We start from the raw sequence: 21,210 nt of genomic DNA on the forward strand, positions 1-21,210 counted from the left end.
GCGGCAGAATCCTTCACGTGCTCGCGGAATTTAGCACAATCTGTAACAAGAAAAATTCGTCTTGCCGCGTTGTGTGCCATGCCGCGCGGTTGCCGAAAACACCCACATTGAGGACAATCTTGGCGTCTTCCACTCGTCGATGCGGTCCGTTTTCCTTTCGTGGCGCGGACACCCCCTCTGTCCGATGAACGCGAACGCATCACCGATCACCCTCAGCATCTCCATCGTCGTCTACCGGCCTGATACCGCGCTGCTCGCACGCACCATCGAAACGCTCGAAAGCGCGCTCGCGCAGTTGCACGACGTCGCCGGGCGCCCGTGCCTGTATCTGATCGACAACGGCAATCCAGGCGAACTCGCCGATCTGCCCGCGCCGTCGGACGCCGAATTCGACACGGTGGTGCTGAAAGGGCACGGGAACGTCGGCTACGGGCGCGGCCACAATCTCGCGATCGCGCGCGCCAACAGCCGCTATCACCTGATCCTGAACCCCGACGTCGAGCTCAATGCGGACGGCCTGCGCCGCGCGCTCGCCTTCCTGCGCGACTCGCCCGAAACGGGCCTGCTCGCGCCGTGGATCGGCGGTGACGACGGCCGTCAGCAGTTTCTCTGCCGCCGCTATCCGACCGTGCTCGATCTCTTCGTGCGCGGCTTCCTGCCGTCCGCGCTGCGCAAACCGTTCGCGGGACGCCTCGCGCGCTACGAGATGCGTGATGTCATCGGCGAGACGAACATCGTGTGGGATCCGCCGATCGTGAGCGGCTGCTTCATGCTCTTTCGCACTGACGTGCTCGAGTCGCTCGGCGGCTTCGATCCGCGCTATTTCCTCTATTTCGAGGACTACGACCTGAGCCTGCGCACGCGCCGCGTCGCGCGCATCGCGTATGTGCCGTCGGTGCGCATCCTGCATCACGGCGGCGGCGCGGCGAAGAAGGGTTCCGTGCACATCAAGCTCTTCGTCACGTCGGCGTACCGGTTTTTCAACCGCTTCGGCTGGAAGTGGCTGTGAGCGATACCGGCCGACGTATCGCGATCACCGGCGCCAACGGCTTCGTCGGCCGTGCGGTGAGCCGTGGGCTGCTCGCTCGCGGCATCGGCGCGACAGGACTCGTGCGGCACGACGCGCAGTGCGAGCCGGGCGTCGACATCCGCCATATCGACGGCCTCGAATCGATCGCGCCGGACGCGTTCGCTGGCTGCGATGCGGTGATTCACCTCGCCGCGCGCGTCCATGTGATGACCGACGCCGCGCATAAGAACGCCGAGGCGCTGCTGAGCGCGTACCGCGCGACCAATGTCGAGGGCACCCTCGCCGCCGCCGAAGCCGCGCGGCGCGCGGGCGTCACGCGTTTCGTCCTGATGAGCAGCATCAAGGCGCTCGGCGAATGCGATCCGGGCCGCCCGTTCACCGAGGACGACGTGCGCAATCCGCCCGATGCCTATGGCGTCTCGAAGGCGGAAGCCGAAGTGACACTGCTCGAATTCGGCAGCCGTACGGGACTGGAGGTCGCGATCGTGCGGCCGCCGCTCGTCTACGGTCCCGGCGTGCGCGCCAACTTCCTCGCGATGATGCGCGCGATCGCACGCGGCATGCCGTTGCCGCTCGGCGCGATCGATGCGCGTCGCAGTCTCGTCTCCGTCGACAATCTGGCGAGCGCGACCATCGAATGCGCGCTCAATCCGGCCGCCGCAGGGCGCCTGTTCCATGTGACCGACGGCTACGATCCGAGCGTCGCCGAACTCGCCCGCAAGCTCGGCGAGCATCTCGGCAAGCCCGCGCGGCTCGTGCCGGTGCCGGGCGGACTCTTGCGCGGCGTCGCGCGCGTCGCTGGCAAGACCGCGCAGGTCGATCGGCTGACCGGCAGCCTGCGGGTCGATTCGCGCCGCATCCGCGACACGCTCGGCTGGAACGCGCCGCAAACGCTCGACGAAGGCCTGGCCGCCACCGCAGCGTGGTTTCACTCGACGCGCGGGCGATAACCGGTCTCGCGCCGCCGAAAAGGCCAGCCGCGAACGTTAAAATAAGCGCTGCTTCGACGCAGGCATTGCAAGACGCCTGACAGATATCGTCGAGGCGATTTTCCTTATTTTTCATATATTTAAAACTAAAACCCGGCAGTCGTTCGCGTATGCTTCGGGGTCGATAACTCAATAACATTGCATGCTGCATTCGTATTTTGAAGCTTCGCCGCTGCTGGCCGCGATGGCGGTAGCGGTATTTGCCTTCGCCGCGTGCGCGCTGATTCTGCGGACGCTCATTCGCACCGGCCTCGCGTGGCGGCTCGCCACCGATATCCCCAACGAGCGCTCGTTGCACGAACGGCCCACACCGCGCGTCGGCGGCTGGGGCATCGTGCCGGTCGCCGTGGTCGCGCTCATCGTCGCGGCGCCGTCGATGTGGCTGGTCGCGGCCTGCGCCGTCTTTCTCGCCGCCGTATCGCAAATCGACGATCGCCGGGGGCTGCCGGCGCGCGTGCGCTTCGCGGCACACATCGTCGCGGTGGCGCTCGTCATCGTCGTGCATCCGGCGGACGTGCCGTGGTGGGCGCTCGTGCTCGTCGGCTTTCTGATGCTGTGGCTGGTGAATCTCTACAACTTCATGGACGGCTCGGACGGACTCGCGGGCGGCATGGCGCTGTTCGGCTTCGGCGGCTACGCGCTCGCGGCGCTCGCCGGACCCGCGCCGCAAGCCGATCTCGGCCTCGCGAGCCTCGCTATCGCAGGCGCGGCGGCCGGATTTCTGACCCTCAATTTCCATCCGGCCCGGATTTTTCTGGGCGATGCCGGGTCTATTCCGTTAGGGTTTCTCGCCGGCGCGCTCGGTTATTGGGGCTGGCAACGAGGCGCATGGCCGGTCTGGTTTCCGGCGCTCGTGTTTTCGCCGTTCATCGCGGACGCCACGGTCACGCTGTTGCGCCGCCTCGCGCGCGGCGAAAAATTTTGGCAGGCCCACCGGGAGCATTACTATCAGCGCATGGTGCGCCTCGGATTGGGGCATGCGCGCACCGCAATCACGTGGTATCTGCTCATGCTGGCGGGCATAATGCTCGCAAACTGGGCGCTGCGGTTCTCTTTCGCGGGGCAGTGGGCGGCAGTTGCGGGCTGGGCAGTCGTGGTTGTGGCAGCGGGCGCGGTGGTCGACGCGCATTGGCGGCGTCATGAGGCCCGCCATTCCGGACAATCTTGAGGGTCCAAGCTGATGAATCGAATAAAAGCTACATGGCTATCGGCGGGGGCGTTCGGCTTCGATCTCGTGGCCGTCGTCGGATCCTGGCTCATCGCTTATCTGTTGCGCTTCAACGGCGCGATTCCCCATGACTTCCGCCAGGGCGCGCTCGCCGCGCTCGTCTGGGTCGTGCCGGTCTACGCCATCGTGTTCCGCGTCTTCGGCCTTTATCGCGGCATGTGGGTATTCGCGAGCCTGCCCGATCTGATGCGCATCTCCAAGTCCATCATCGTGGGCGCGCTCGTCGTGATGGTGGGCGCGGTGATGTCGCAGCCGATTCCGATCATTCCCCGCTCGGTGCTCATCGTTTCGCCGCTCCTGCTCTTCCTGTCGATGGGCGGCGCGCGCGCGCTCTATCGCGCGGGCAAGGAGTTCTATCTGTACGGCGGCCTCGTCGGACAGGGCAAGCCCGTGATCGTGCTCGGCGCGGGCACCGCGGGCGCGATGCTCGCGCGCGAGCTGGCGCGTTCCAGCGAATGGCGCCTCGTCGGCCTGCTCGACGACGATCCCGCCAAGCGCGGACGCGAAGTGCTCGGCCACAAGGTGCTCGGCTCGTTCAGCGAGCTGCCGCGCTTCGCCGAGCAGTTCAAGACGGATTACGTGATCATCGCGATTCCGTCAGCGTCGGTCGAGGAGCAGCGGCGCGTCGCCACGTTGTGCGTGCGCGCCGGGGTCAAGGTGATGGTGCTGCCCGCGCTCAGCCAGCTGACGGCGGGCGAGGGCAACTTCCTGTCGCGCGTGCGGCAGATCGACCTCGAAGACCTGCTCGGCCGCGAGCCGGTGAAGATCGACATGCCGCACGTCGAACAACTGCTGCACGGACGCGTCGTGATGGTGACGGGCGCGGGCGGTTCGATCGGCTCGGAACTGTGCCGTCAGATTCTGCGTTTCTCGCCCGCGCAACTGGTCGCCTATGATCTTTCCGAGTACGCGATGTATCGCCTCATCGAGGAACTGCACGAGCGTTTTCCGGAATGCTCGGTGATTCCGGTCGTCGGCGACGCGAAGGATTCGCTGCTGCTCGATCAGACGATGGCGCGCTTCACGCCCCATATCGTGTTCCACGCGGCCGCGTACAAGCACGTCCCGCTGATGGAAGAGCAGAACGCGTGGCAGGCGGTGCGCAACAACGTGCTCGGCACGCTGCGCGTCGCGCGCGCGGCGATGCGCCACGACGTGCGCCACTTCGTGCTGATCTCCACCGACAAGGCCGTCAACCCGACCAACGTGATGGGCGCGAGCAAGCGTCTCGCCGAAATGACGTGCCAGGCGTTGCAGCAGTCCGCGCCGCGCACGCAGTTCGAGACGGTGCGCTTCGGCAACGTGCTCGGCAGCGCGGGCAGCGTGATTCCGAAGTTCCAGCAGCAGATTTCGAAAGGCGGCCCGGTGACCGTCACGCATCCGGAGATCACGCGCTTCTTCATGACGATCCCGGAAGCCGCGCAGCTCGTGTTGCAGGCGTCGAGCATGGGGCGCGGCGGCGAAATCTTCATTCTCGACATGGGCCAGCCCGTGAAGATCGTCGATCTCGCGCGCGACCTGATTCGTCTCTACGGCTTCTCGGAAGAGCAGATCCGCATCGTGTTCACGGGCCTGCGTCCCGGCGAGAAGCTCTACGAGGAACTGCTCGCCGACGACGAAACCACCACGCGCACGCCGCATCCGAAACTGCGCATCGCGCAGGCGCGTGGCGTGCCGAACGATTTCATCGACGCGTTGCTGCCCTGGCTCATGCAGCATCGCGTGCTCTCCGACGAGGAAGTGCGCCGCGACCTGCGCCGCTGGGTGCCGGAGTATCAGACGGCGACGCTGCCCGTCCTGCAGAGCGTCACGGCCGTGCCGACGGCGCGCGAGCGCGGCGCGGCGGGCTGACGCGCACGGTCACGCATGACGACGCTCGACGATGTTCATGCGCTGACCCACGCGGGCTCGCTGTTGTCGCCGGGCGGTGAGATCGTCGCGCCGTACGATCTCGAAGTCGCGCACGCCGACGCATCCGGGTTTGCGGACTTGCCCGCCAATATCCTGAACGCGGGCCGCGAAGCCTTCGATGCGGACTATGCGCGTGCGCGCCGCGTGCATCTCGTTAACGCATTCGGCGTTACGCTCGGCGATTCCATCATCGGGTTATCGGCGCTCTTCGCTGTCAAGCGCCGTCATCCGCATCTTCGGTTCACGATCTATCGTCCGGCGCGCGCGCCGCGCTACGTGCAGCGTATCTACGCGCTCGCCGCGCCGGGTTTCGGCGATATCGTCGATCTGCCCGTGCCGCTCGTGAGCCTGCCTGCAAACGAGCTCAGGATCGACATCGGCAATCAGCTTTTCTGGCCGCGCTTCGCTTCGATGCCGATGATCGATTTCTTCCTGTGGGCGATGGGCATCGCGCCCGACAGCATCGCCGCTGGCGACAATCGCAATCGATGGCTCGCCGATGTGCCGCTGAGAGCCATCGAGAGCGAGCCCTACGCGCTCTTCTGTCCGGACGCGAGCACGCCGGTGCGCAGCATTCCAACATTGGTGCGCGCACGCATCGTCGCGCGGCTCGCGGACGAAACCGGCTTGCCGGTGCTGGGCTTCGGCGCGGTGGATCATCCGCGCTATCGCGATATCGCGCCGCTTTCACGCGACACGGACGATTTCCTCGCGTGGATCGGACACGCGCGCTATCTGGTCACGGCCGATTCGGCGGCGCTGCATATCGCAGATGGCTTCGACGTTCCGACGACCGCGTTCTTCACGACGATTCCCGCCTTTATGCGCGCGCGGGATTACGCCAACTGCGTCGCGGTCGAATTCGCCTTGCCGCATCTGCAAGGCATTCACGCGAGCGCGCGGCCCGCCGACCTGGACGCGCTCGAACGCGCGTATCGCGACTACGACTGGCGCGCGATGCCGTTCGCGCGCGAGGCATCGATCAGTTCGAGTTCGGCTTGCCGCTCACCTGAAACGACGGCAGCCGCCCATACAGCTCCGCGACCCAGTCGATGAACACGCGCACGCGGCGCGGCTGATGGCGATTCGACGCATACAGCACCGACACCACACGCGGATACGACGGATACTCTTTCAGCACTTCCCTGAGCGCGCCGCTTCTGATGAGCGGATCGAGCGTATAGCTTGAACTCTGGATCAGGCCGAGTCCCGTCACGCCTGCCGCGATATATGAATCGCCATCGTTCACGGCGATCTTGTGCTTCATCGCGACGACGCGCGTTTCGCCATCGACGACGAATTCCCAGTTGCGCACCCGGCCCGAGTTGTTGAGCACATAGCCGACGGCGAGGTGCTCCTCGAGGTCATCGAGCGACACCGGCTCGCCGTGCTTTTCGATGTATCCCGGCGACGCGCACGTGATCTGCGTATAAGCGCCGACGCGTTTCGCGACCAGCCCGACATCGCCGACCGCGCCCACGCGCACGACGCAATCGACCGCTTCCTCGACGAGATCGACCTGCCGGTCCGTGAGCAGCAACTCGACGCCGATGTCCGGATACGCCGCGAAAAATTCCGGCAGCGCGGGAATGATCGTGTTCTTCGCCATCACCGTCGGCAGGCTCACTTTGACGTTGCCCTTGGGACTGAGCTTCGAATGCGAGAGCGACGCTTCCATGTCGTCCACTTCGCCTAGCACGCGCACGCAGCGCTCGTAATAGGCTTCTCCGTCCTCGGTGATGCTGATGCTGCGCGTCGTGCGGTTGATGAGGCGCGCGCCGAGATGCGCTTCGAGCGCCTGGAGCGTGCGCGAGACGCTCGCGGGCGGCAGGCGCAGGGCATCGGCGGCTTTGGAGAAACTGCCCGCCTCGACGACCCGCGCGAAGACTTTCATTGCAAGAAAGCGGTCCATGCTCGGGTTCCGGAAACGTGATCGCGCGCCGGCAAGGGCGCGCGCGAAAGGAGAGCGTGAGTTTTCAAGCGACGATCATACTTGGGATCGCCTCGACCGGACAGGCGATGAGATCAGATCCCGAGCCCCTGGCAGAGCCACCCCGAGTAGTGTTCGATCATGCGTTGAAACGGCGCGTGATGGCCGTAGGCGATCGACGACACGGCAAGCAGCCCGCAACCCGCGACGAGCGCGCGCGGCATCTTGCGCGGCTGATCGAAAACGCGCACGAGGAAGAGCGTGGCGATGACCGCGCCGAGCACCCAGCCCGCGACGACTTCGGCGGGCGTGTGCGCGTCCTGCATGATGCGGCTCGCGCCGATCGCCGCCGCGAGCGCGAGTCCGCCCGCCGCGCCCCATCGATACCAGCCGCCGCCGAAACCGCCGAGCAGCAGTCCGCCCGCGACCGTATAGATCGATGCGGCGAGCATCGTGTGGCCGCTGATCATGCGCAACTGGATCGCGGCGATTTCGAGGCCGCAGCCGGCGTAGAGAATCTTCGAGAGACCGACGAGCCCCATGCCGCTCGCGAGCAGGATCGCCCAGCGCAACGCGAGACGCGCGTCCACAGTGCGCAGCCACAGCGCGCAGACGAGGGCGAGCGGGAGCAAGAAAGCCGCGTCGCCGAGATTCGAAAGTGTCCAGAGGACTTTTGATTCCATGCGTATCCGTTATAGGCAGGCTGGCGCGCGGGCTCGATCGAAAGCGCTACGAACCGTCGCCCAGTTTTCGGCGGCCGGCCAGCCGGTATTCGGTCGGCGATATCGACAGCCGCTTGCGGAAGATCTTCGCGAGGCCGTCGCCGCTGCCCGCGCCGCAACGCCGCGCGATCTTGTCGACGGGAAGATCGGTCGCGGCAAGCAACATGCAGCTCGCATCGAGGCGCGCGCGCAGCAGATATTCCGATGGCGTGAGCCCGATCTGCGCCTTGAAGCGGCGCAGGAAATTGCGCTCGCTCATCGCGGCGACGCGTGCGGCGTCGGTGATCGAGATCGGCCGCACGTAGTTCTCGCGAATCCAGCGCGCGGCCGCATCGATCTTCTGGCGCACGCCGCCGGCTTCGGTATCGTCGAGCACGGTGGCGAGTTTTTGCCATGCGCCCGGGATCGAGCGCTCCGAGACTTCACGCGCGAGCGCGGCGCCGTGATCGCGCTTGATGATCGAAAGCGCCGCCGCGATCGGCCCTTTCGGATCGTCGAGGGTTAGCGTCTGCTCGGCGATGAAAAGCGGGTTCGACAACGCGGACGGAAGTGCGCGATGCCCGGACTCTCCGGTGAAATCGAGCGAGCGGTTCTGCACGGTGAGATTGGCGGCGGCGAGAATGTGCGCGCCTTCACCGATCGCCTTGATGAACGGAATCTTCGGCGCCACGCGGCCGAGCCGTTTCTTCAGCACGACGTCGTTTCGCGCATGCCGGGCGCCGACGCCGCCTGCGATGAAGAGCGCGTCGCATTCGTTCGTCCAGCGCGTTTCGAGACCTTCTGTCCAGATGCGCATCGAGCAACTGCTCGCCACGCTGCCGCCTTCACTCGATAAAAACCGCACCGAATAGTTCGGCGCTTCGGCGTGCTGGCCGGCATCGGCGGGCACGCGAACCTGATTCGCGACCGAGAAGACCTCGGAGATCGAACTGACTTCGACGAGCGAAAAGTCCTCGAAGATCAGAATGCCGATCCGCTTCTCCGCGCTGGCCATATCGGCGGGCGGCGCGTCGGGCGCGACGCCGCGCACGACCTGAAGCCTGCCCGTACCATTGGCGTACACCATCGACTTCTCTCCGGTGCGGACTGGAGCCGGCGCTGTCACGCCTTGCCCGGGCCCGGTCCATGAAGGAACGTAAGTAACGGGAAAGTGAGCTTACATGGGTCGCACTATACGCGGCGCCCAACGGTCGCCGTGCCCCGAGTCCGAAATTGACGAACTGTTGGCAGATGATCTCGGTACGCGGGGAAGAGGCTCGCAGTCGGCATGTCGTCTGACTAAATCGGACGGCGCGATTTGCGTTATCGCGCGCTCAAGAACGGACGCTCGCGTACCGTTATCAAGGGAAGCAGTAGATGATCGATGGTTCTTGGCGGTAGGGCGGGCGGCGCGCAGCAATGCGCGCCGTTTGTCCTTCAGCGCGCGCTTCCGATCCGGATCAGCGGAAGTAGGCTTTCGTGTACTCGTGTACGTCGTCGAGCGCGAGCAAGTCGTCGGGCAGGAGCCATCGATAGTCGCTGTGCTGATCGAAGCGGCCGATCGGCACTTTGCCGCTCAGCGTCATCGTGTAGGCGAGCACGATGTAATGCGTGCCGATTTCGTCCGCGCCCGCGAAGTTGTCGTCATACAGATGCTCGTACACGCCGAACAAACGCGAGGCCGAACGCTGCGCGCTCGCGACGCCGAGCTCGTTATGGACGATGCGCCGGAACGCGGCGTCGAGCGTTTCGTTCTTGGTGATGCGCCCGCCCGGCACGAACCACGTGCCCTGCGCCGGCCGGTTGCGCCGATGTCCCAGGAGAATGCGCCGGTTGCCGTCGGTGACGATCAGGTCGATCGCCACGAGCGGCGTAAGCCGCACCACCGTCAGGAAGTCCGCGTTGCTCAACATCGTTGCTCCGTGTTAGCCGTCGTCGTGCGCAACGCAAACGATGCTGCCTGCGTCATCGCATGACCGTGCGCATGCGCACGCGCCGATGTGCTTCGTCCGAAGACGGCGAAGATCGATTCTCAAGAGTGAAACAAGCAAGGCTGACGAGTTCGGGCATCACAGGTATTTCCATAAGCGGCAAACTTGACCGATTCGCAAGCCCGTTCGATGCGTCGAAATCGTCGCCGCGCGAATTGCGAACGTGCGCGCGAATTCGGCGGCATTCGACCGAAGAATGAAAAAATTTGATTGGACGATTCAACAAATAGTGTCACAGCGTGCGCCGCCGCAAAAAGACTAGCCGATGGCGGACCGGGACAGTCCCCTGGTCCCGCGCGCGCGCGGGTTCGACGCCGCCATTCGCATATTGCGGCACAGCATCCAGCCTCTTTTGAAAACACCGCATTATGCTCTTGAATAAAAATCGAAAGGGCTAATTTAAAATGGCTCGATTACCTGATATACGATTAATGGAAAATCAGCGCCATTCAACTGCCAATCCAATCGGACTTTTAAATAGGCGGCTGAAATATCTATTACATCCGGTTCCCAAATGTAACGGCAAACCCAAAATTTTCCGATTCACACGGTACGAACGTCCGGTTTTTCGTCCACTCGACGTTTCAAATCTGAATCAATTTCTTTGATCCGACATGGCCGCTGAAGTGCGCGGCGACGCGCACAGGGCCGTCACTCGGGGCGTTGCGGTCGCGCGAATGTCCGATCTGGCGGCACCGTAATCGAATTGCGCTAAGCCCGTCCGGCAAAGTTTGTATGACAAATCCATTTCCCGTAATACATGCTTTGAAAACGGCATTCCAGAATCTGGGGAGCGATATCAATGTGCGCTCACCCTCACAGCGGAACAGATTCTGTGGTTTAAGCGCGAAAATCTAGAGCACAAAAAAGATTGTCTGCTTATTATTCAAGCCAGCGGATCGATTCCGCCAACACTTCGTTCCAATCGGTCACGGCAACCCGGCGAAGTTCGGGAAAGTCAATTGGTGCGCCGCAATGGCCGAGAAACTCTTCCGCGCCTTCCAGGAAGCAAAGCTGCAGAGGATGACCATGCCTTACGCCACTCTAGAACCCGCTGTCATGGGTTGGACGCCTCCCGCGACGAAAGCCTCGCCGACCGAGGTCCGCCAGATCGCGATCTTGCTGTTCGACGGTTTTTCCCTGCTCGGCGCGGGGATCGTCGCGGAGGTCTTTCACATGGCGAACGAGTTCGCGTCGGCGAAGTCGCGGCCGGACTGCAGCTATGACGTGCGTTTTCTGTCCGTCGAGGGCGGCAACGTGGCGTGCTCGTCGTCGGTGCGCGTGTGGACCGACGGACTGGACGCGCGCCACTACGGTGGCTTCGACGCGCTCTTCGTCGCGGGCGGCCGCGGCGCCGACGACGCCGCGAAGGACGATCGCATCATCGAATGGCTGCGCCGCGTGCAGTCGAAGACCACGGTCGTGCGCGCGATTTCCGAGGGCCGCAAGGTGCTCGACGCCGCGGGCATCGGCCAGGCGCAGGACTCGCAGGCGCGCTTCAACAACGCGATGCATCTCGTGCGCGACGAGCAGCAGGGCGACGCGGGCGACCGCTACGAGTCCATGAAGGGCGCGCTGCTGATCGTGAAGCGCGATCTGGGCATCGACGTGTCGCGCAGCGTGGCCGAGCGTCTGATGCCCGGTTCCGCCGCGAAGCTCGTGTCGATTCTCGGCGACAGCGGCGCGGCGTCCGCGGGCGACAAGATCCGCGCGGCGGCGCGCTGGTTGCAGGACAACTGTGAACGGCCGATTTCGGTCGTCGATGCGGCGCAGGTGGCCGCGATGAGCGAGCGCAACTTTTTGCGCCGCTTCAAGATCGAGATGGGCATCACGCCGTCCGATTATTTGTTGCAGGCGCGCCTCGCCGTGACCTGCGCGCTTCTGACCGATTCGGAATTGCCGGTCGACAAGATCGCGCGCAGAAGCGGCATGGGTAACGGCGACAGGCTCGCGAAGATTTTCCGCAAGCGTCTTCTGATCTCTCCGACGGAGTACCGGATGCAGAGCAGACGCGAGGCGAACGGCTGACCCGCGTGGAGTGTGACGTGGGCCGCTCTGACGCCGACTATGGCGAAAAGCGTCGGACCTTTGGCCGGACCCGATCGGTTCGGCATTTGATCATTTCCCGGACGGCATTGTCGTTCGAATGAATTTGCAGGCAGGAGTCCTCTATGACGAATGAAGCACGCACGAAAGGTGGGGTGGAGCAGGGAGCAGCAGGTGTGGAGGCAGGCCCGGCCAAGGTGGCCGGGCCGTGCCGCCGCCTCGTCCCTGTGATCCTCGCCGGCGGCTCGGGCACCCGCCTGTGGCCGATGTCGCGTGAACAGTTCCCGAAGCAATTGATCGGTGTCATCGGGCATGACTCGTTGTTGCAGGCTACGGTTGCGCGGCTGAAAGGCTTTGCGGGCGACTTCAAGGTGGACGGCGAGCCGATCATCGTGTGCGGCGAGGAGCATCGTTTCACGACGGAAGAGCAGACGCGCGAGAGCGGCGTCGATGCACGCATCATCGTCGAGCCGGCGCGCCGCGACACCGCGCCCGCGCTCACGCTGGCGGCGCTCGCCGCGGTGAAGGACGGCGAGGACGCGATCATGGTCGCGATGCCGGCCGATCACTCCATCGCGGACATTCCCGCGCTGCATCGCGCCATCGCGATCGCGGCGGAACATGCGGAGCGCGGCGTGATCGCGACGCTCGGCATTCCGCCGACGCGCCCCGACACCGGCTTCGGCTACATCCGTCTGGGCGACGCGCTCGACGACGGCGCGCATAAGATCGATCGCTTCGTCGAAAAGCCCGCGGCGGAACTCGCCGCGCAATACGTCGCGGCGGGCACGTACTGGTGGAACAGCGGCATCTTCATCGTGCGCGCCAGCGTGTGGCTCGCGTCGCTCAAGAAGCTCAACGCCGACATGCATGCGGCCTGCTCGGCCGCCGCGCAGGAAGGCGAGGACGACGGCAAGTTCTTCCGGCCACACGCCGCGCAATTCGGCCGCGCGCCGTCCGACTCGATCGACTATGCCGTGATGGAACACATCGGCACGCCGAGCAAGCCGTGCGACGGCGTCGTCGTGCCGCTCGTCGCGGGCTGGTCGGATCTCGGCTCGTGGGACGCCGTGTGGGACGCGATGGACAAGGACGAGTCGGGCAACGTCGCGAGCGGCCGTGTCGTGTTCGAAGGCGCGACGTCGAGCTATGCGCGCTCCGAAGGCGGACGCCTCGTCGCGTGCGTGGGCACGACCAACGTGATCGTCGTCGAGACGGACGACGCCGTGCTCGTCGCGGACCGTTCGCGCGTGCAGGACATCAAGGGGCTCGTCGCGCGCATTCGCGAGCAGCACGCGCCCGAAGCGGACACGCATCGCAAGGTGCGCCGTCCGTGGGGCTTCTACGATTCGATCGAGCACGGCGAGCGCTTTCAGGTGAAGCGCATCGTGGTGTCGCCGGGCTCGAAGCTGTCGTTGCAGATGCATCACCATCGCGCGGAGCACTGGGTCGTCGTGTGCGGCACGGCGCTCGTCACGCGCGGCGAAGAGCAGTTTCTGCTCTCCGAGAACGAATCGACGTTCATTCCGCTCGGCGTGCGGCATCGTCTGGAGAACCCGGGCAAGGTGCCGCTCGAGATCATCGAAGTGCAGTCGGGGAGCTATCTCGGCGAAGACGACATCGTGCGCTTCGACGATACCTACGGACGCCACTGAGCGCTCGGAGGGCAAGGGCATCACGGTTTGAGGCAACTGACTTCTTTGCAACGGCTTTCATTCGAAAAGACGGGCTAAGGCGAGGAGGAGACTGAGGCGGGCGGTAAAGGGCTGATTGCGTTCCGGGGAAAAAAACATGCGCGATTTACAGGGATTGCTCGCGCGCCTGTTCGACGTCGTGATGATCGTCGGCGGCGCGGCGGTGGCGTCGCAAATCAGGTTCGAGTACATCGAGGCTCACACCTATTCGATGGCGTTCGTCGCGTTCGCGGCGGCGTTTTCGCTCGCCCTTTTTCCTGGCTTCGGCGTCTACCAGTCATGGCGCGGCCGCAGCAAGCTCCAGCTCGCCTGTCAGGTCTCGCTCGGCTGGCTCGTCGTGCAGGGCTGCGCGCTCGCGCTGATGTTCTCGCTGCATCGCCTCGACTACGTGTCGCGCCTCTGGTTCGCTTACTGGACCGCGATGTCCGGCGGCCTCATGATCGCCGGGCGCCTCATCACGCACGCGATCCTCGCGCACATGCGCAACGCCGGCCTGAACTTGCAGCAGGTGGCGATCGTCGGCAGCGGCAGGCATTGCGATGCGATCCTGCGCAAGATCGAGCGTTCGCAGGACACGGGCTTTCGCATGCGCGCGGCATTCAACGCGGCGCCGGGCAAGGCGCGGCTCAACACGCGCGTGCCGGTGTACGACGACTTCGACGACTTCGTGAGCTTCGTGCGCACGCAGAACGTGCACGAAGTGTGGCTTGCGCTGCCGCTTTCCGAAGAGCCCACGATCCTGCGCTTCGTGAACGAATTCCGCGACGATCTGCTCAACGTGCGCTTCATCCCCGACGTGCGCAGCCTCGCGCTCTTCGAAAGCGGCGTGACCGATCTGCTCGGCCAGCCCGCGATCAATCTCGTCGCGTCGCCGCTGTCGGCATCCGCGCAGTTGCAGAAGGAACTCTTCGACCGCGTGTTCGCGCTCGGCGCGATCATCGCCGTCTCGCCCGCGCTGATCTGCATCGCGCTCGCGATCAAGCTGACTTCGCGCGGGCCCGTGCTCTTCCGGCAAAACCGCAAGGGCGCGGACGGCCGCGTCTTCACCATCTACAAGTTCCGTTCGATGCGCATGCACACGGAACAGGCCGGAGTGCTCCGCCAGGCCACGCGCGACGATCCGCGCGTGACCCGTGTCGGGGCGTTCCTGCGCCGCACCAGCCTCGATGAGCTACCGCAGTTCTTCAACGTTCTGCGTGGCGACATGTCGGTCGTGGGCCCGCGTCCACACGCGCTCGAACATGACGACCTGTATCAGAAGGTCGTATCGGGGTATATCCATCGTTACCGGATCAAGCCAGGCATCACCGGCTGGGCCCAGGTCAACGGTTTTCGTGGAGAAACGGATCGGATCGAAAAGATGGAAGGACGCGTCGCTCACGATTTGTACTACCTGGGTAACTGGTCGTTCGGACTCGATATGAGAATCATCGCCGCAACGATCTTCAAGGGACTACGCCACACCAACGCTTACTGAAGCAGGGGACGACCATTATGCACAACCAACAACAACCGGGCACCAACTCCATGGCCGCCAACACCAACGTGTCGCGTATCTTCCGCCTCACGAGCCTGGCTGCGGCAGCTTCCATCTCCGTGATCCTGACGGGTTGCGGGCTCTCGCCGGGCATGCACATGGAAAAGCCGGCGCAGCTCGTCGAGACGTCGAACGATCAGGGCGATCCGGCCACCACGACCAACATTCCGATCACCACGATCGATGCCGCGCTCGTGAAGAAGATGCGCACCGCGCAGCCTTCCGCGGCGACCGATCCGAACGCATCGCTCTACGGCAAGCCTGCGCCGTACAAGCTGGGCGTCGGCGACGTGCTGCAAATCACGGTGTGGGATCACCCGGAACTCGTCGCGGCACTCGGCCAGCCCGCGAATCAGACGCGCACGTCGGATGCCGCGCCTGGCTTCGTCGTCGATGCGGACGGCAATCTGCAGTTCCCGTATGTGCCGGGTTCGCTGCATGTCGCGGGCAAGACCGAGACGCAGGTTCAGCGCGAGCTGTACACGCAGCTTTCGAAGGTCTTCGTGAAGCCGCAGGTGACGGTGCGCGTCGCGTCGTTCCGTGCGTCGCAGGTGTATATCGACGGCGACGTGCGCACGCCGGGCTCGCAGCAGATCAACGACATTCCGATGACGCTCACCGAGGCGATCGGCCGCGCCGGCGGCTTCGCGACGACGGCGGACCAGAGCCGCGTCACGCTGATCCGCGACGGCGTCACGTACAACATCAACATGGCCGGCATGACGGCGAAGGGCCGCAGCCCGTCGGACATCATGCTTCGCCCGGGCGATGCGCTGCGTGTCGATTCGCGCGACGAGAACGGCGTCTACGTGATGGGCGAAGTGACCAAGCCCGCCACCGTGATCCCGATGCGCAACGGCAAGCTCACGCTTTCGGACGCGATCTCGCAGGCGGGTAGCTTCAACCCGGAAACGTCGAACCCGCGCGAGCTGTACGTGATCCGCAACGGCGCGACGGACCAGCCGGAGGTCTACAAGCTCGACGCGCTCTCGCCGGTGTCCATGCTGCTCGCGAACAACTTCGAGCTGCAGCCGCATGACGTCGTCTACGTGGACAACAGCGGGCTCGTCCGCTTCTCGCGCGTGTTGAACCTGCTCTTGCCGGCGATCAACGCGGGTCTGACGGCGGCCGTGCTGACGAAGTAAGTGCTTTGACCGCAGGCGTTTGACCGGCGCGCGCGGGGGCGCGCCGGAGCATCATTGTTCGACTCAAAAAATACAAGCGAGCGAGATCATGGCCATGAACTTTGACACGCGGTATACAGACATATCGACTGCCGACGAATTGCGGCTGTCCGATTATCTGGCCGCGGTGATGCGCAACTGGAAGCTCGTGACGCTCGTCACGCTCGCCGTGGTCGCGCTCGGAACCGCCTACGCCTACCTTGCGCCGCCGACCTACAAGGCGGACGCGATGATTCAGGTGGACGAGGCCAGCGGCAACAATGCGAAAGCGAACGCCAGCGCCGAGGCGGTGCAGGCGGTCGCGCCGCAACTCACCGATACGAAGTCCGTGACCGCCGCGCAGATCGAGCTTCTGCGTTCGCGCCTCGTCATCGACGATACGGTGCGGCGTCTGCATCTCGACATCGGCGCGTCGCCGCGTTCGTTTCCGGTCGTCGGCAAGCTCGTCGGCAACGTGTTCTCGATGCTGAACAGGCCGATGCCGCCGGGCTATCTGTCGCGCTTCGCATGGGGCGGCGAAGAGATCGACGTGCCGCTCTTCGACACGCCGAAGGCGCTCTACGACAGGAAGTTCACGCTCGTCGCGGGCGAGCATGGCGCATACGTGCTCCAGGATCCGGACGGTCTCGGCATTCTCACCGGCCACGTCGGTCAGGAAGCGTCCGGCATGACGCCGCAAGGTCTCATTACGCTCAAGGTCGACAAACTCACGAGCAAGCCGGGCGTGCAGTTCGACCTGCAACGCTTCTCGACGCTCACGACCATCGACCGTTTGCAAAAGCGCCTCACCGTGGCGGAGACGGCATTGCAGTCGGGCATTATCGGCGTATCTCTGGAAGGTAGTAATCCGAAGGAAATTGCGGCGATCGTCAACAACATTGCGAACCGCTATGTGCAGCAGGACACGCAGAAGCGCTCGGCCGAAGCCGAACACACGCTCGCGTTTCTGGAGCAGCAACTGCCGGTTGTGAAGAAGCAGCTCGACGAAGCCGAGCAGCGCTACAGCGCGTTCCGCAACAAGCAGGGCTCGGTCGATCTCTCCGAGGAAAGCCGCCTGCTCCTGCAACAGGTCGTCGACAACAAGACGAAGCTCACGGATTTGCAGCAACAGCGCGCCGAACTCTCGCTGCGCTTCACGGCGAATCATCCTTCGGTACAGGCGCTCGATGCGCAGATCGCCGCGCTCACCGTCGCGCAGACGCGCCTCGGCAAGAACGTGTCGACGCTGCCCGATACCGAGCAGACCGCGCTGCGCTACATGCGCGACGTGCGTTCGAGCACCGAGCTCTACACGAACCTGCTGAACAGCACGCAGCAACTGCGCATCGCGAAGGCGGGGCAGGTGAGCAACGTGCGCATCGTCGATCTCGCGCAGGCCGCCGACGATCCCGTGCGTCCGAAGCGCGCGCTCGTGATCCTGATCTCGGCGGGCATCGGACTCGTGCTCGGCATCATCGTCGCGTTCATTCGCAAGGCGCTGTATGGCGGCGTCGAGCGTCCGGAAGACATCGAACGGCAACTGGGCACGCGCGTCTTCGCGATCGTGCCGCGCAGCACGCAGCAGCTTCGCCTGCAACGGCACGTCGGGATGCGCCGCGAAGGGCTGCACGTGCTCGCCGCGCAGGCGCCGGAAGATGCGGCTGTCGAAGGCATTCGCGGTCTGCGCACCTCGCTGCAACTGCAGCTTTCCGATGCGCGCAACAACGTCGTGATGCTGACCGGCTCGCGTCCGGAAGCGGGCAAGTCGTTCCTCTCGGCGAATCTCGCGACGCTCGTCGCCTCGACGAGAAAGCGCGTGCTATTGATCGACGCCGACATGCGCCGCGGCGACATTCACTCGCACTTCGGCGTGCGCCATTCGCCCGGTCTCTCCGACGTGCTGATGGGCGCCGACGTGATGAGCACGATCCTGCACGACGTACTGCCCGGCGTCGATCTGATTCCGAAGGGCGCGCTGCCGTCTCATCCGGCGGAGCTTCTCGCGAGCGACCGTCTCGGTGAAATTCTCGCCGAGCTGAAGCAGCATTACGATCTCGTGGTCATCGATACGCCGCCGGTGCTCGCCGTGACCGACGCGACCGTGATCGGCAGGCACGCGGGCACGAGCCTGCTCGTCGTGCGGCATGGCAAGAATCAGGTGCAGGAAATCGGCGAAACGATGAAGCGCCTGTATCACGGCGGCGTGCACATGAAAGGCGTGCTGCTCACCGATGTTCCGCAATCGAAGGTGCTGATGGGCAGCACGTACGCCGGCTATTACGGCTACGAAAGCATCGCGGAGTAAAGCTCCGGCGCGCTTCAGTACGGCGACTTGTAGATGTCGCGCGAGCGCGCCGCGGTCGGCGCCGGCGGGTTCAGGCCCGGCGGCGCCGGATAGAGCGCCGCGGCGGCGCTTTTCGGCATCATCATCGACTTGGCGTCGGCCTTGTGTCCGCTCGGACGCAGCCGCGCGCCGCCCGCGGGATTCCCCACATAACCGTTCTGCTGCGCGAGCAGCTTGTCTGTCGGCGATGCATCGTCGGCATGGGCAACCGAGGGCGCGAGCGCGGTCATCGCCAGCGACAAAAGCGCCGTGCCTAGCGCATGTTTCATGACGTCTCCTCCGGGTTTGTCGGATGCGCTGACGGCGAGTCGCGCACGCATGAACACAGGATATTGCGCGCTGCCGCCCGCCGACGCCAAAAACCATGCACGAGCGGCCATTCACCCGATGCAGCCGAGTTTTACGCGCGACGAAAGCGGGCGTCGTTATAATCGCCGTCCGACCTGGTTTTTAGGCTGTCCGTCCGTGAAAAAGCTCATCGCTCTCGCACTCGCTTCGGTTGTCCTCACCGCCTGCTCGTCCGCCGAGAAGGAGCAGCAGAAGGAACGCACGTTCCTGCTCTCGCAGCAGACGCTCGACGACGCGCAACGCAACGCGACCGTCTCGTGCCGCGACGCCGCGCAATGCGATGCGGCCTGGAAGCTGACGAAAACCTACGTCGCGCAGAATTCGAAGGAACGCCTGACCCGCGCCGACGATGCCGCCATCGAAACCGATATGCCATCGGATTCCGGCAAGCCGGTGTTTTCGGCGACGCGCATCGCGAACGGCAACGGCGCGACGATCTCGCTCTTCGCCCAATGCAAGGACATGTATGGCGATGAACGCGCGCGCGGCTCCGATTTCAACGACTGCGCGACGAAAATCATCTCCGTGCAGAACGGCTTCGCGCAGTATCTGAGGGCGCACCTTCCCGCGCAGTGAACCTGACCGCGCTATTGCGCGGGCAGCGAGCCGGGCGCGCGCGACGGATTCGCCGGCAGGATTTCCGGTAACGGTTCGTCCTGCGGGCGTATGTCGGGCGGCGTGCCAAACCACGGCGGTCTCTGCGGCGGCTCATACCCGGCCGCTTCGGCGGCGCGCATCTGCATGACGTGCGCGATGCGCGCGTACGACGCGACGACGAGTCCGAGCGCGACGCCAAACACGACGCCCGAGAAGCGGTCGCCGAGCGGATTGCCGCCGATCGACGTCGCGGGTAGCGCCGCGAGCACGAAGAGCGCGCGTCCGAGCACGGACAGATGCGGCGCATCGGGCGCGCGATGCCGCCACGCGCGATAGGCCATCGAGCCGCGCCAGAGCGCCCACAGCACGGCGAGCGGCAGCGCGAGTCCGAACAGCAGGCCGCCCGCGAAGAACTGATAGACCCAGAAATCGTGGCCGGCCGCCCAGATTCTGATCGCGTAGAAATCCTTCTCGCTGATCATGCCCGCGAGATCGGGCAAGTACGACGGCGAATAGCGATAGTCGTGTCCGTATCCCATGCCGACCATCGTCGAGAGCGTCGAGGATGTCGTCTGATCGACCTGATCCTTCATTTCGGCGAGACGCGCGATCGTGACCGGATCGCGTGCGGCCGGCACGTCCTTCGCGAACGACATGTGCTGCATGAACTGCTGGGCGACGGTCGGGAAGAACGTGGCCGTTGCGGCCGCCATCGCGCCGAGCAGCGTCAGAATCGCGACCGCGCGCAGGCCGGCGGTGAAGAACGGCCGGATCGAAGGCGCGGCGAGCCAGGTCGCGTAAGCGATGAGCAGCACCGTGCCCACGAGCAGGCTGGGCGTGGCGCAGACGATCTCCACGACGATCGTCGCGAGAAAGAGCAGCGCGGCGAGCTTCGCGATGCGCTGCGCGAAGACGAACTCGTGCAGCAGCAGCCCTTGCAGACAGAGGAACGTGACCGGGACGACGTGCATGCTCATGTTCCCGGTTCCATCGGACGTCGCCATGTCGAAGCCGACGCCAAACACGATCGATGCGATCAGCGAGCCGATCATCGCGCGCTCGATCTGTTCGAGACGCTGCGCATCCCACGGACGGCAGCCGACGAAATAGCCGAGCAGCATCAGCAGGAATGGCAGGATCACGCGCGCGTAGTTGCCCGCGTCGTTGCCTTGCAGCAATTGCGTGGCGACGCTGCCGAAGATCGTCAGCAGAAAGAGCGAGGTGACGAGCGTGCGCATGCGCGAACGGCGCGCGAAGCGCGGCGCGATCAGCAGAATCGCGCAGGCGGCGCCCATCGAGGTCACGGTGAGCAGAATATCGACCGTCCTGCTGGCCGCCTCCACGCCCTTGAAGTCGAATGCGAGCGGAAGCAGGCAAAGCCATATCCAGATGACGGCGAACTTGTTGCGCATGACGACCCCGGGAACCCCATTTTTTGCGTCGAATATATCAGCGGCTTTTAGCGCGCGCCGTCGCGGCGGCGTCAGGCGCCTAGTCTTCGGCGTGAAACGACGGACGCGCATGTGCGCCGCACCACGCATCGTTGGGCGCGTGTCTTTGTCGCGCGCTCCTGTCCGCAAAGCACGGGATTCTGGCGGATCGTCCCCGATTTGCGGACCGAAGATTGAATGGCCGGAAGCGACGTGTTCCGGCGTGAGACCACTCAATACGTGCGATGTGCGTGCACGTGCCGATACGAGG

General features: G+C 64.6%; 17 protein-coding genes. 11 read left to right on the plus strand and 6 right to left on the minus strand.

Annotation, left to right across the window (positions count from 1 at the left end; all coding sequences use genetic code 11):
- The first annotated feature begins 184 nt into the window (after positions 1–184).
- The 5 genes from PQR08_RS07660 (at position 185) to PQR08_RS07680 (ending at position 6,214) form a co-directional block, all read left to right on the plus strand.
- Positions 185–1,009, plus strand: coding sequence for a glycosyltransferase family 2 protein (locus PQR08_RS07660; RefSeq protein WP_238288435.1), 825 nt, complete (start codon positions 185–187; stop codon positions 1,007–1,009).
- A complete protein-coding gene (locus tag PQR08_RS07665) occupies positions 1,006–1,980 on the plus strand; it encodes a UDP-glucose 4-epimerase family protein (protein WP_408161223.1) in 975 nt (324 codons plus the stop codon). The genes PQR08_RS07660 and PQR08_RS07665 overlap by 4 nt, the downstream gene beginning before the upstream one ends.
- Positions 1,981–2,161: 181 nt before the next feature.
- Positions 2,162–3,187, plus strand: a complete 1,026-nt coding sequence (locus tag PQR08_RS07670; RefSeq protein WP_408161224.1) for an MraY family glycosyltransferase — start codon at positions 2,162–2,164, stop codon at positions 3,185–3,187.
- Positions 3,188–3,199: 12 nt separating this feature from the next.
- Complete coding sequence (locus PQR08_RS07675) at positions 3,200–5,098, plus strand: polysaccharide biosynthesis protein (RefSeq protein ID WP_408161225.1); 1,899 nt, start codon at positions 3,200–3,202, stop codon at positions 5,096–5,098.
- Between the two features lie 15 nt (positions 5,099–5,113).
- Positions 5,114–6,214, plus strand: a complete 1,101-nt coding sequence (locus PQR08_RS07680) for a glycosyltransferase family 9 protein (protein WP_408161226.1) — start codon at positions 5,114–5,116, stop codon at positions 6,212–6,214.
- On the opposite strand, the gene PQR08_RS07685 is transcribed toward PQR08_RS07680, so the two are convergent.
- From PQR08_RS07685 to PQR08_RS07700, 4 genes are all read right to left on the minus strand, one after another.
- Positions 6,141–7,070, minus strand: a complete 930-nt coding sequence (locus PQR08_RS07685; RefSeq protein WP_408161227.1) for a LysR family transcriptional regulator — start codon at positions 7,068–7,070, stop codon at positions 6,141–6,143. The two genes, PQR08_RS07680 and PQR08_RS07685, sit on opposite strands and share 74 nt — an antisense overlap.
- Before the next feature lie 113 nt (positions 7,071–7,183).
- On the minus strand, positions 7,184–7,771 hold the full coding sequence (locus PQR08_RS07690; RefSeq protein WP_408161228.1) for a phosphatase PAP2 family protein: 588 nt from the start codon (positions 7,769–7,771) through the stop codon (positions 7,184–7,186).
- Between the two features lie 46 nt (positions 7,772–7,817).
- On the minus strand, positions 7,818–8,876 hold the full coding sequence (locus tag PQR08_RS07695; RefSeq protein WP_408161229.1) for a GlxA family transcriptional regulator: 1,059 nt from the start codon (positions 8,874–8,876) through the stop codon (positions 7,818–7,820).
- A 373-nt stretch (positions 8,877–9,249) separates the two neighbouring features.
- Positions 9,250–9,702, minus strand: a complete 453-nt coding sequence (locus PQR08_RS07700) for a GDP-mannose mannosyl hydrolase (protein ID WP_187605904.1) — start codon at positions 9,700–9,702, stop codon at positions 9,250–9,252.
- Between the two features lie 1,107 nt (positions 9,703–10,809).
- Between PQR08_RS07700 and PQR08_RS07705 the strand changes: the two genes are divergently transcribed.
- From PQR08_RS07705 to PQR08_RS07725, 5 genes are all read left to right on the plus strand, one after another.
- The gene (locus PQR08_RS07705; RefSeq protein ID WP_035500959.1) at positions 10,810–11,808 is read left to right on the plus strand and encodes a GlxA family transcriptional regulator; all 999 of its coding nucleotides are present in this window, start codon (positions 10,810–10,812) and stop codon (positions 11,806–11,808) included.
- Between the two features lie 143 nt (positions 11,809–11,951).
- The gene (locus tag PQR08_RS07710; protein WP_222946537.1) at positions 11,952–13,481 is read left to right on the plus strand and encodes a mannose-1-phosphate guanylyltransferase/mannose-6-phosphate isomerase; all 1,530 of its coding nucleotides are present in this window, start codon (positions 11,952–11,954) and stop codon (positions 13,479–13,481) included.
- Positions 13,482–13,617: 136 nt separating this feature from the next.
- Entirely contained in the window at positions 13,618–14,997 is a 1,380-nt protein-coding gene (locus PQR08_RS07715; RefSeq protein WP_187605903.1) for an undecaprenyl-phosphate glucose phosphotransferase, read from the plus strand.
- 50 nt (positions 14,998–15,047) lie between these two features.
- Positions 15,048–16,202, plus strand: a complete 1,155-nt coding sequence (locus PQR08_RS07720; protein ID WP_035500925.1) for a polysaccharide biosynthesis/export family protein — start codon at positions 15,048–15,050, stop codon at positions 16,200–16,202.
- Between the two features lie 88 nt (positions 16,203–16,290).
- A complete protein-coding gene (locus PQR08_RS07725; RefSeq protein WP_408161230.1) occupies positions 16,291–18,525 on the plus strand; it encodes a polysaccharide biosynthesis tyrosine autokinase in 2,235 nt (744 codons plus the stop codon).
- Positions 18,526–18,539: 14 nt separating this feature from the next.
- Here the strand turns inward: PQR08_RS07725 and PQR08_RS07730 are convergent, their stop codons facing one another.
- Entirely contained in the window at positions 18,540–18,833 is a 294-nt protein-coding gene (locus tag PQR08_RS07730) for a hypothetical protein (protein ID WP_250483954.1), read from the minus strand.
- A 196-nt stretch (positions 18,834–19,029) separates the two neighbouring features.
- On the opposite strand from PQR08_RS07730, the gene PQR08_RS07735 reads away from it, so the two are divergent.
- Complete coding sequence (locus PQR08_RS07735; RefSeq protein WP_187605900.1) at positions 19,030–19,488, plus strand: hypothetical protein; 459 nt, start codon at positions 19,030–19,032, stop codon at positions 19,486–19,488.
- Between the two features lie 11 nt (positions 19,489–19,499).
- On the opposite strand, the gene PQR08_RS07740 is transcribed toward PQR08_RS07735, so the two are convergent.
- Positions 19,500–20,921 carry a hypothetical protein gene (locus PQR08_RS07740; RefSeq protein WP_408161231.1) on the minus strand — a complete coding sequence of 474 codons (1,422 nt, stop codon included), beginning with the start codon at positions 20,919–20,921 and terminating at the stop codon, positions 19,500–19,502.
- Positions 20,922–21,210: the final 289 nt, after the last annotated feature.

The sequence above is a fragment of the Caballeronia jiangsuensis genome, from assembly GCF_046030135.1.
In the GTDB taxonomy this organism is placed as follows: Bacteria; Pseudomonadota; Gammaproteobacteria; order Burkholderiales; family Burkholderiaceae; genus Caballeronia; species Caballeronia jiangsuensis.

Excerpts from the sequence above, each read along its gene's own strand:
- PQR08_RS07685 (WP_408161227.1), bottom strand. The coding sequence starts at position 7,070 with ATGGACCGCTTTCTTGCAATGAAAGTCTTCGCGCGGGTCGTCGAGGCG.
- PQR08_RS07695 (WP_408161229.1), bottom strand. The coding sequence starts at position 8,876 with ATGGTGTACGCCAATGGTACGGGCAGGCTTCAGGTCGTGCGCGGCGTC.
- PQR08_RS07730 (WP_250483954.1), bottom strand. The coding sequence starts at position 18,833 with ATGAAACATGCGCTAGGCACGGCGCTTTTGTCGCTGGCGATGACCGCG.
- PQR08_RS07675 (WP_408161225.1), top strand. The coding sequence starts at position 3,200 with ATGAATCGAATAAAAGCTACATGGCTATCGGCGGGGGCGTTCGGCTTC.
- PQR08_RS07740 (WP_408161231.1), bottom strand. The coding sequence starts at position 20,921 with ATGCGCAACAAGTTCGCCGTCATCTGGATATGGCTTTGCCTGCTTCCG.
- PQR08_RS07690 (WP_408161228.1), bottom strand. The coding sequence starts at position 7,771 with ATGGAATCAAAAGTCCTCTGGACACTTTCGAATCTCGGCGACGCGGCT.
- PQR08_RS07715 (WP_187605903.1), top strand. The coding sequence starts at position 13,618 with ATGCGCGATTTACAGGGATTGCTCGCGCGCCTGTTCGACGTCGTGATG.
- PQR08_RS07725 (WP_408161230.1), top strand. The coding sequence starts at position 16,291 with ATGGCCATGAACTTTGACACGCGGTATACAGACATATCGACTGCCGAC.
- PQR08_RS07710 (WP_222946537.1), top strand. The coding sequence starts at position 11,952 with ATGACGAATGAAGCACGCACGAAAGGTGGGGTGGAGCAGGGAGCAGCA.
- PQR08_RS07700 (WP_187605904.1), bottom strand. The coding sequence starts at position 9,702 with ATGTTGAGCAACGCGGACTTCCTGACGGTGGTGCGGCTTACGCCGCTC.
- PQR08_RS07705 (WP_035500959.1), top strand. The coding sequence starts at position 10,810 with ATGCCTTACGCCACTCTAGAACCCGCTGTCATGGGTTGGACGCCTCCC.
- PQR08_RS07660 (WP_238288435.1), top strand. The coding sequence starts at position 185 with ATGAACGCGAACGCATCACCGATCACCCTCAGCATCTCCATCGTCGTC.
- PQR08_RS07680 (WP_408161226.1), top strand. The coding sequence starts at position 5,114 with ATGACGACGCTCGACGATGTTCATGCGCTGACCCACGCGGGCTCGCTG.
- PQR08_RS07670 (WP_408161224.1), top strand. The coding sequence starts at position 2,162 with ATGCTGCATTCGTATTTTGAAGCTTCGCCGCTGCTGGCCGCGATGGCG.
- PQR08_RS07720 (WP_035500925.1), top strand. The coding sequence starts at position 15,048 with ATGGCCGCCAACACCAACGTGTCGCGTATCTTCCGCCTCACGAGCCTG.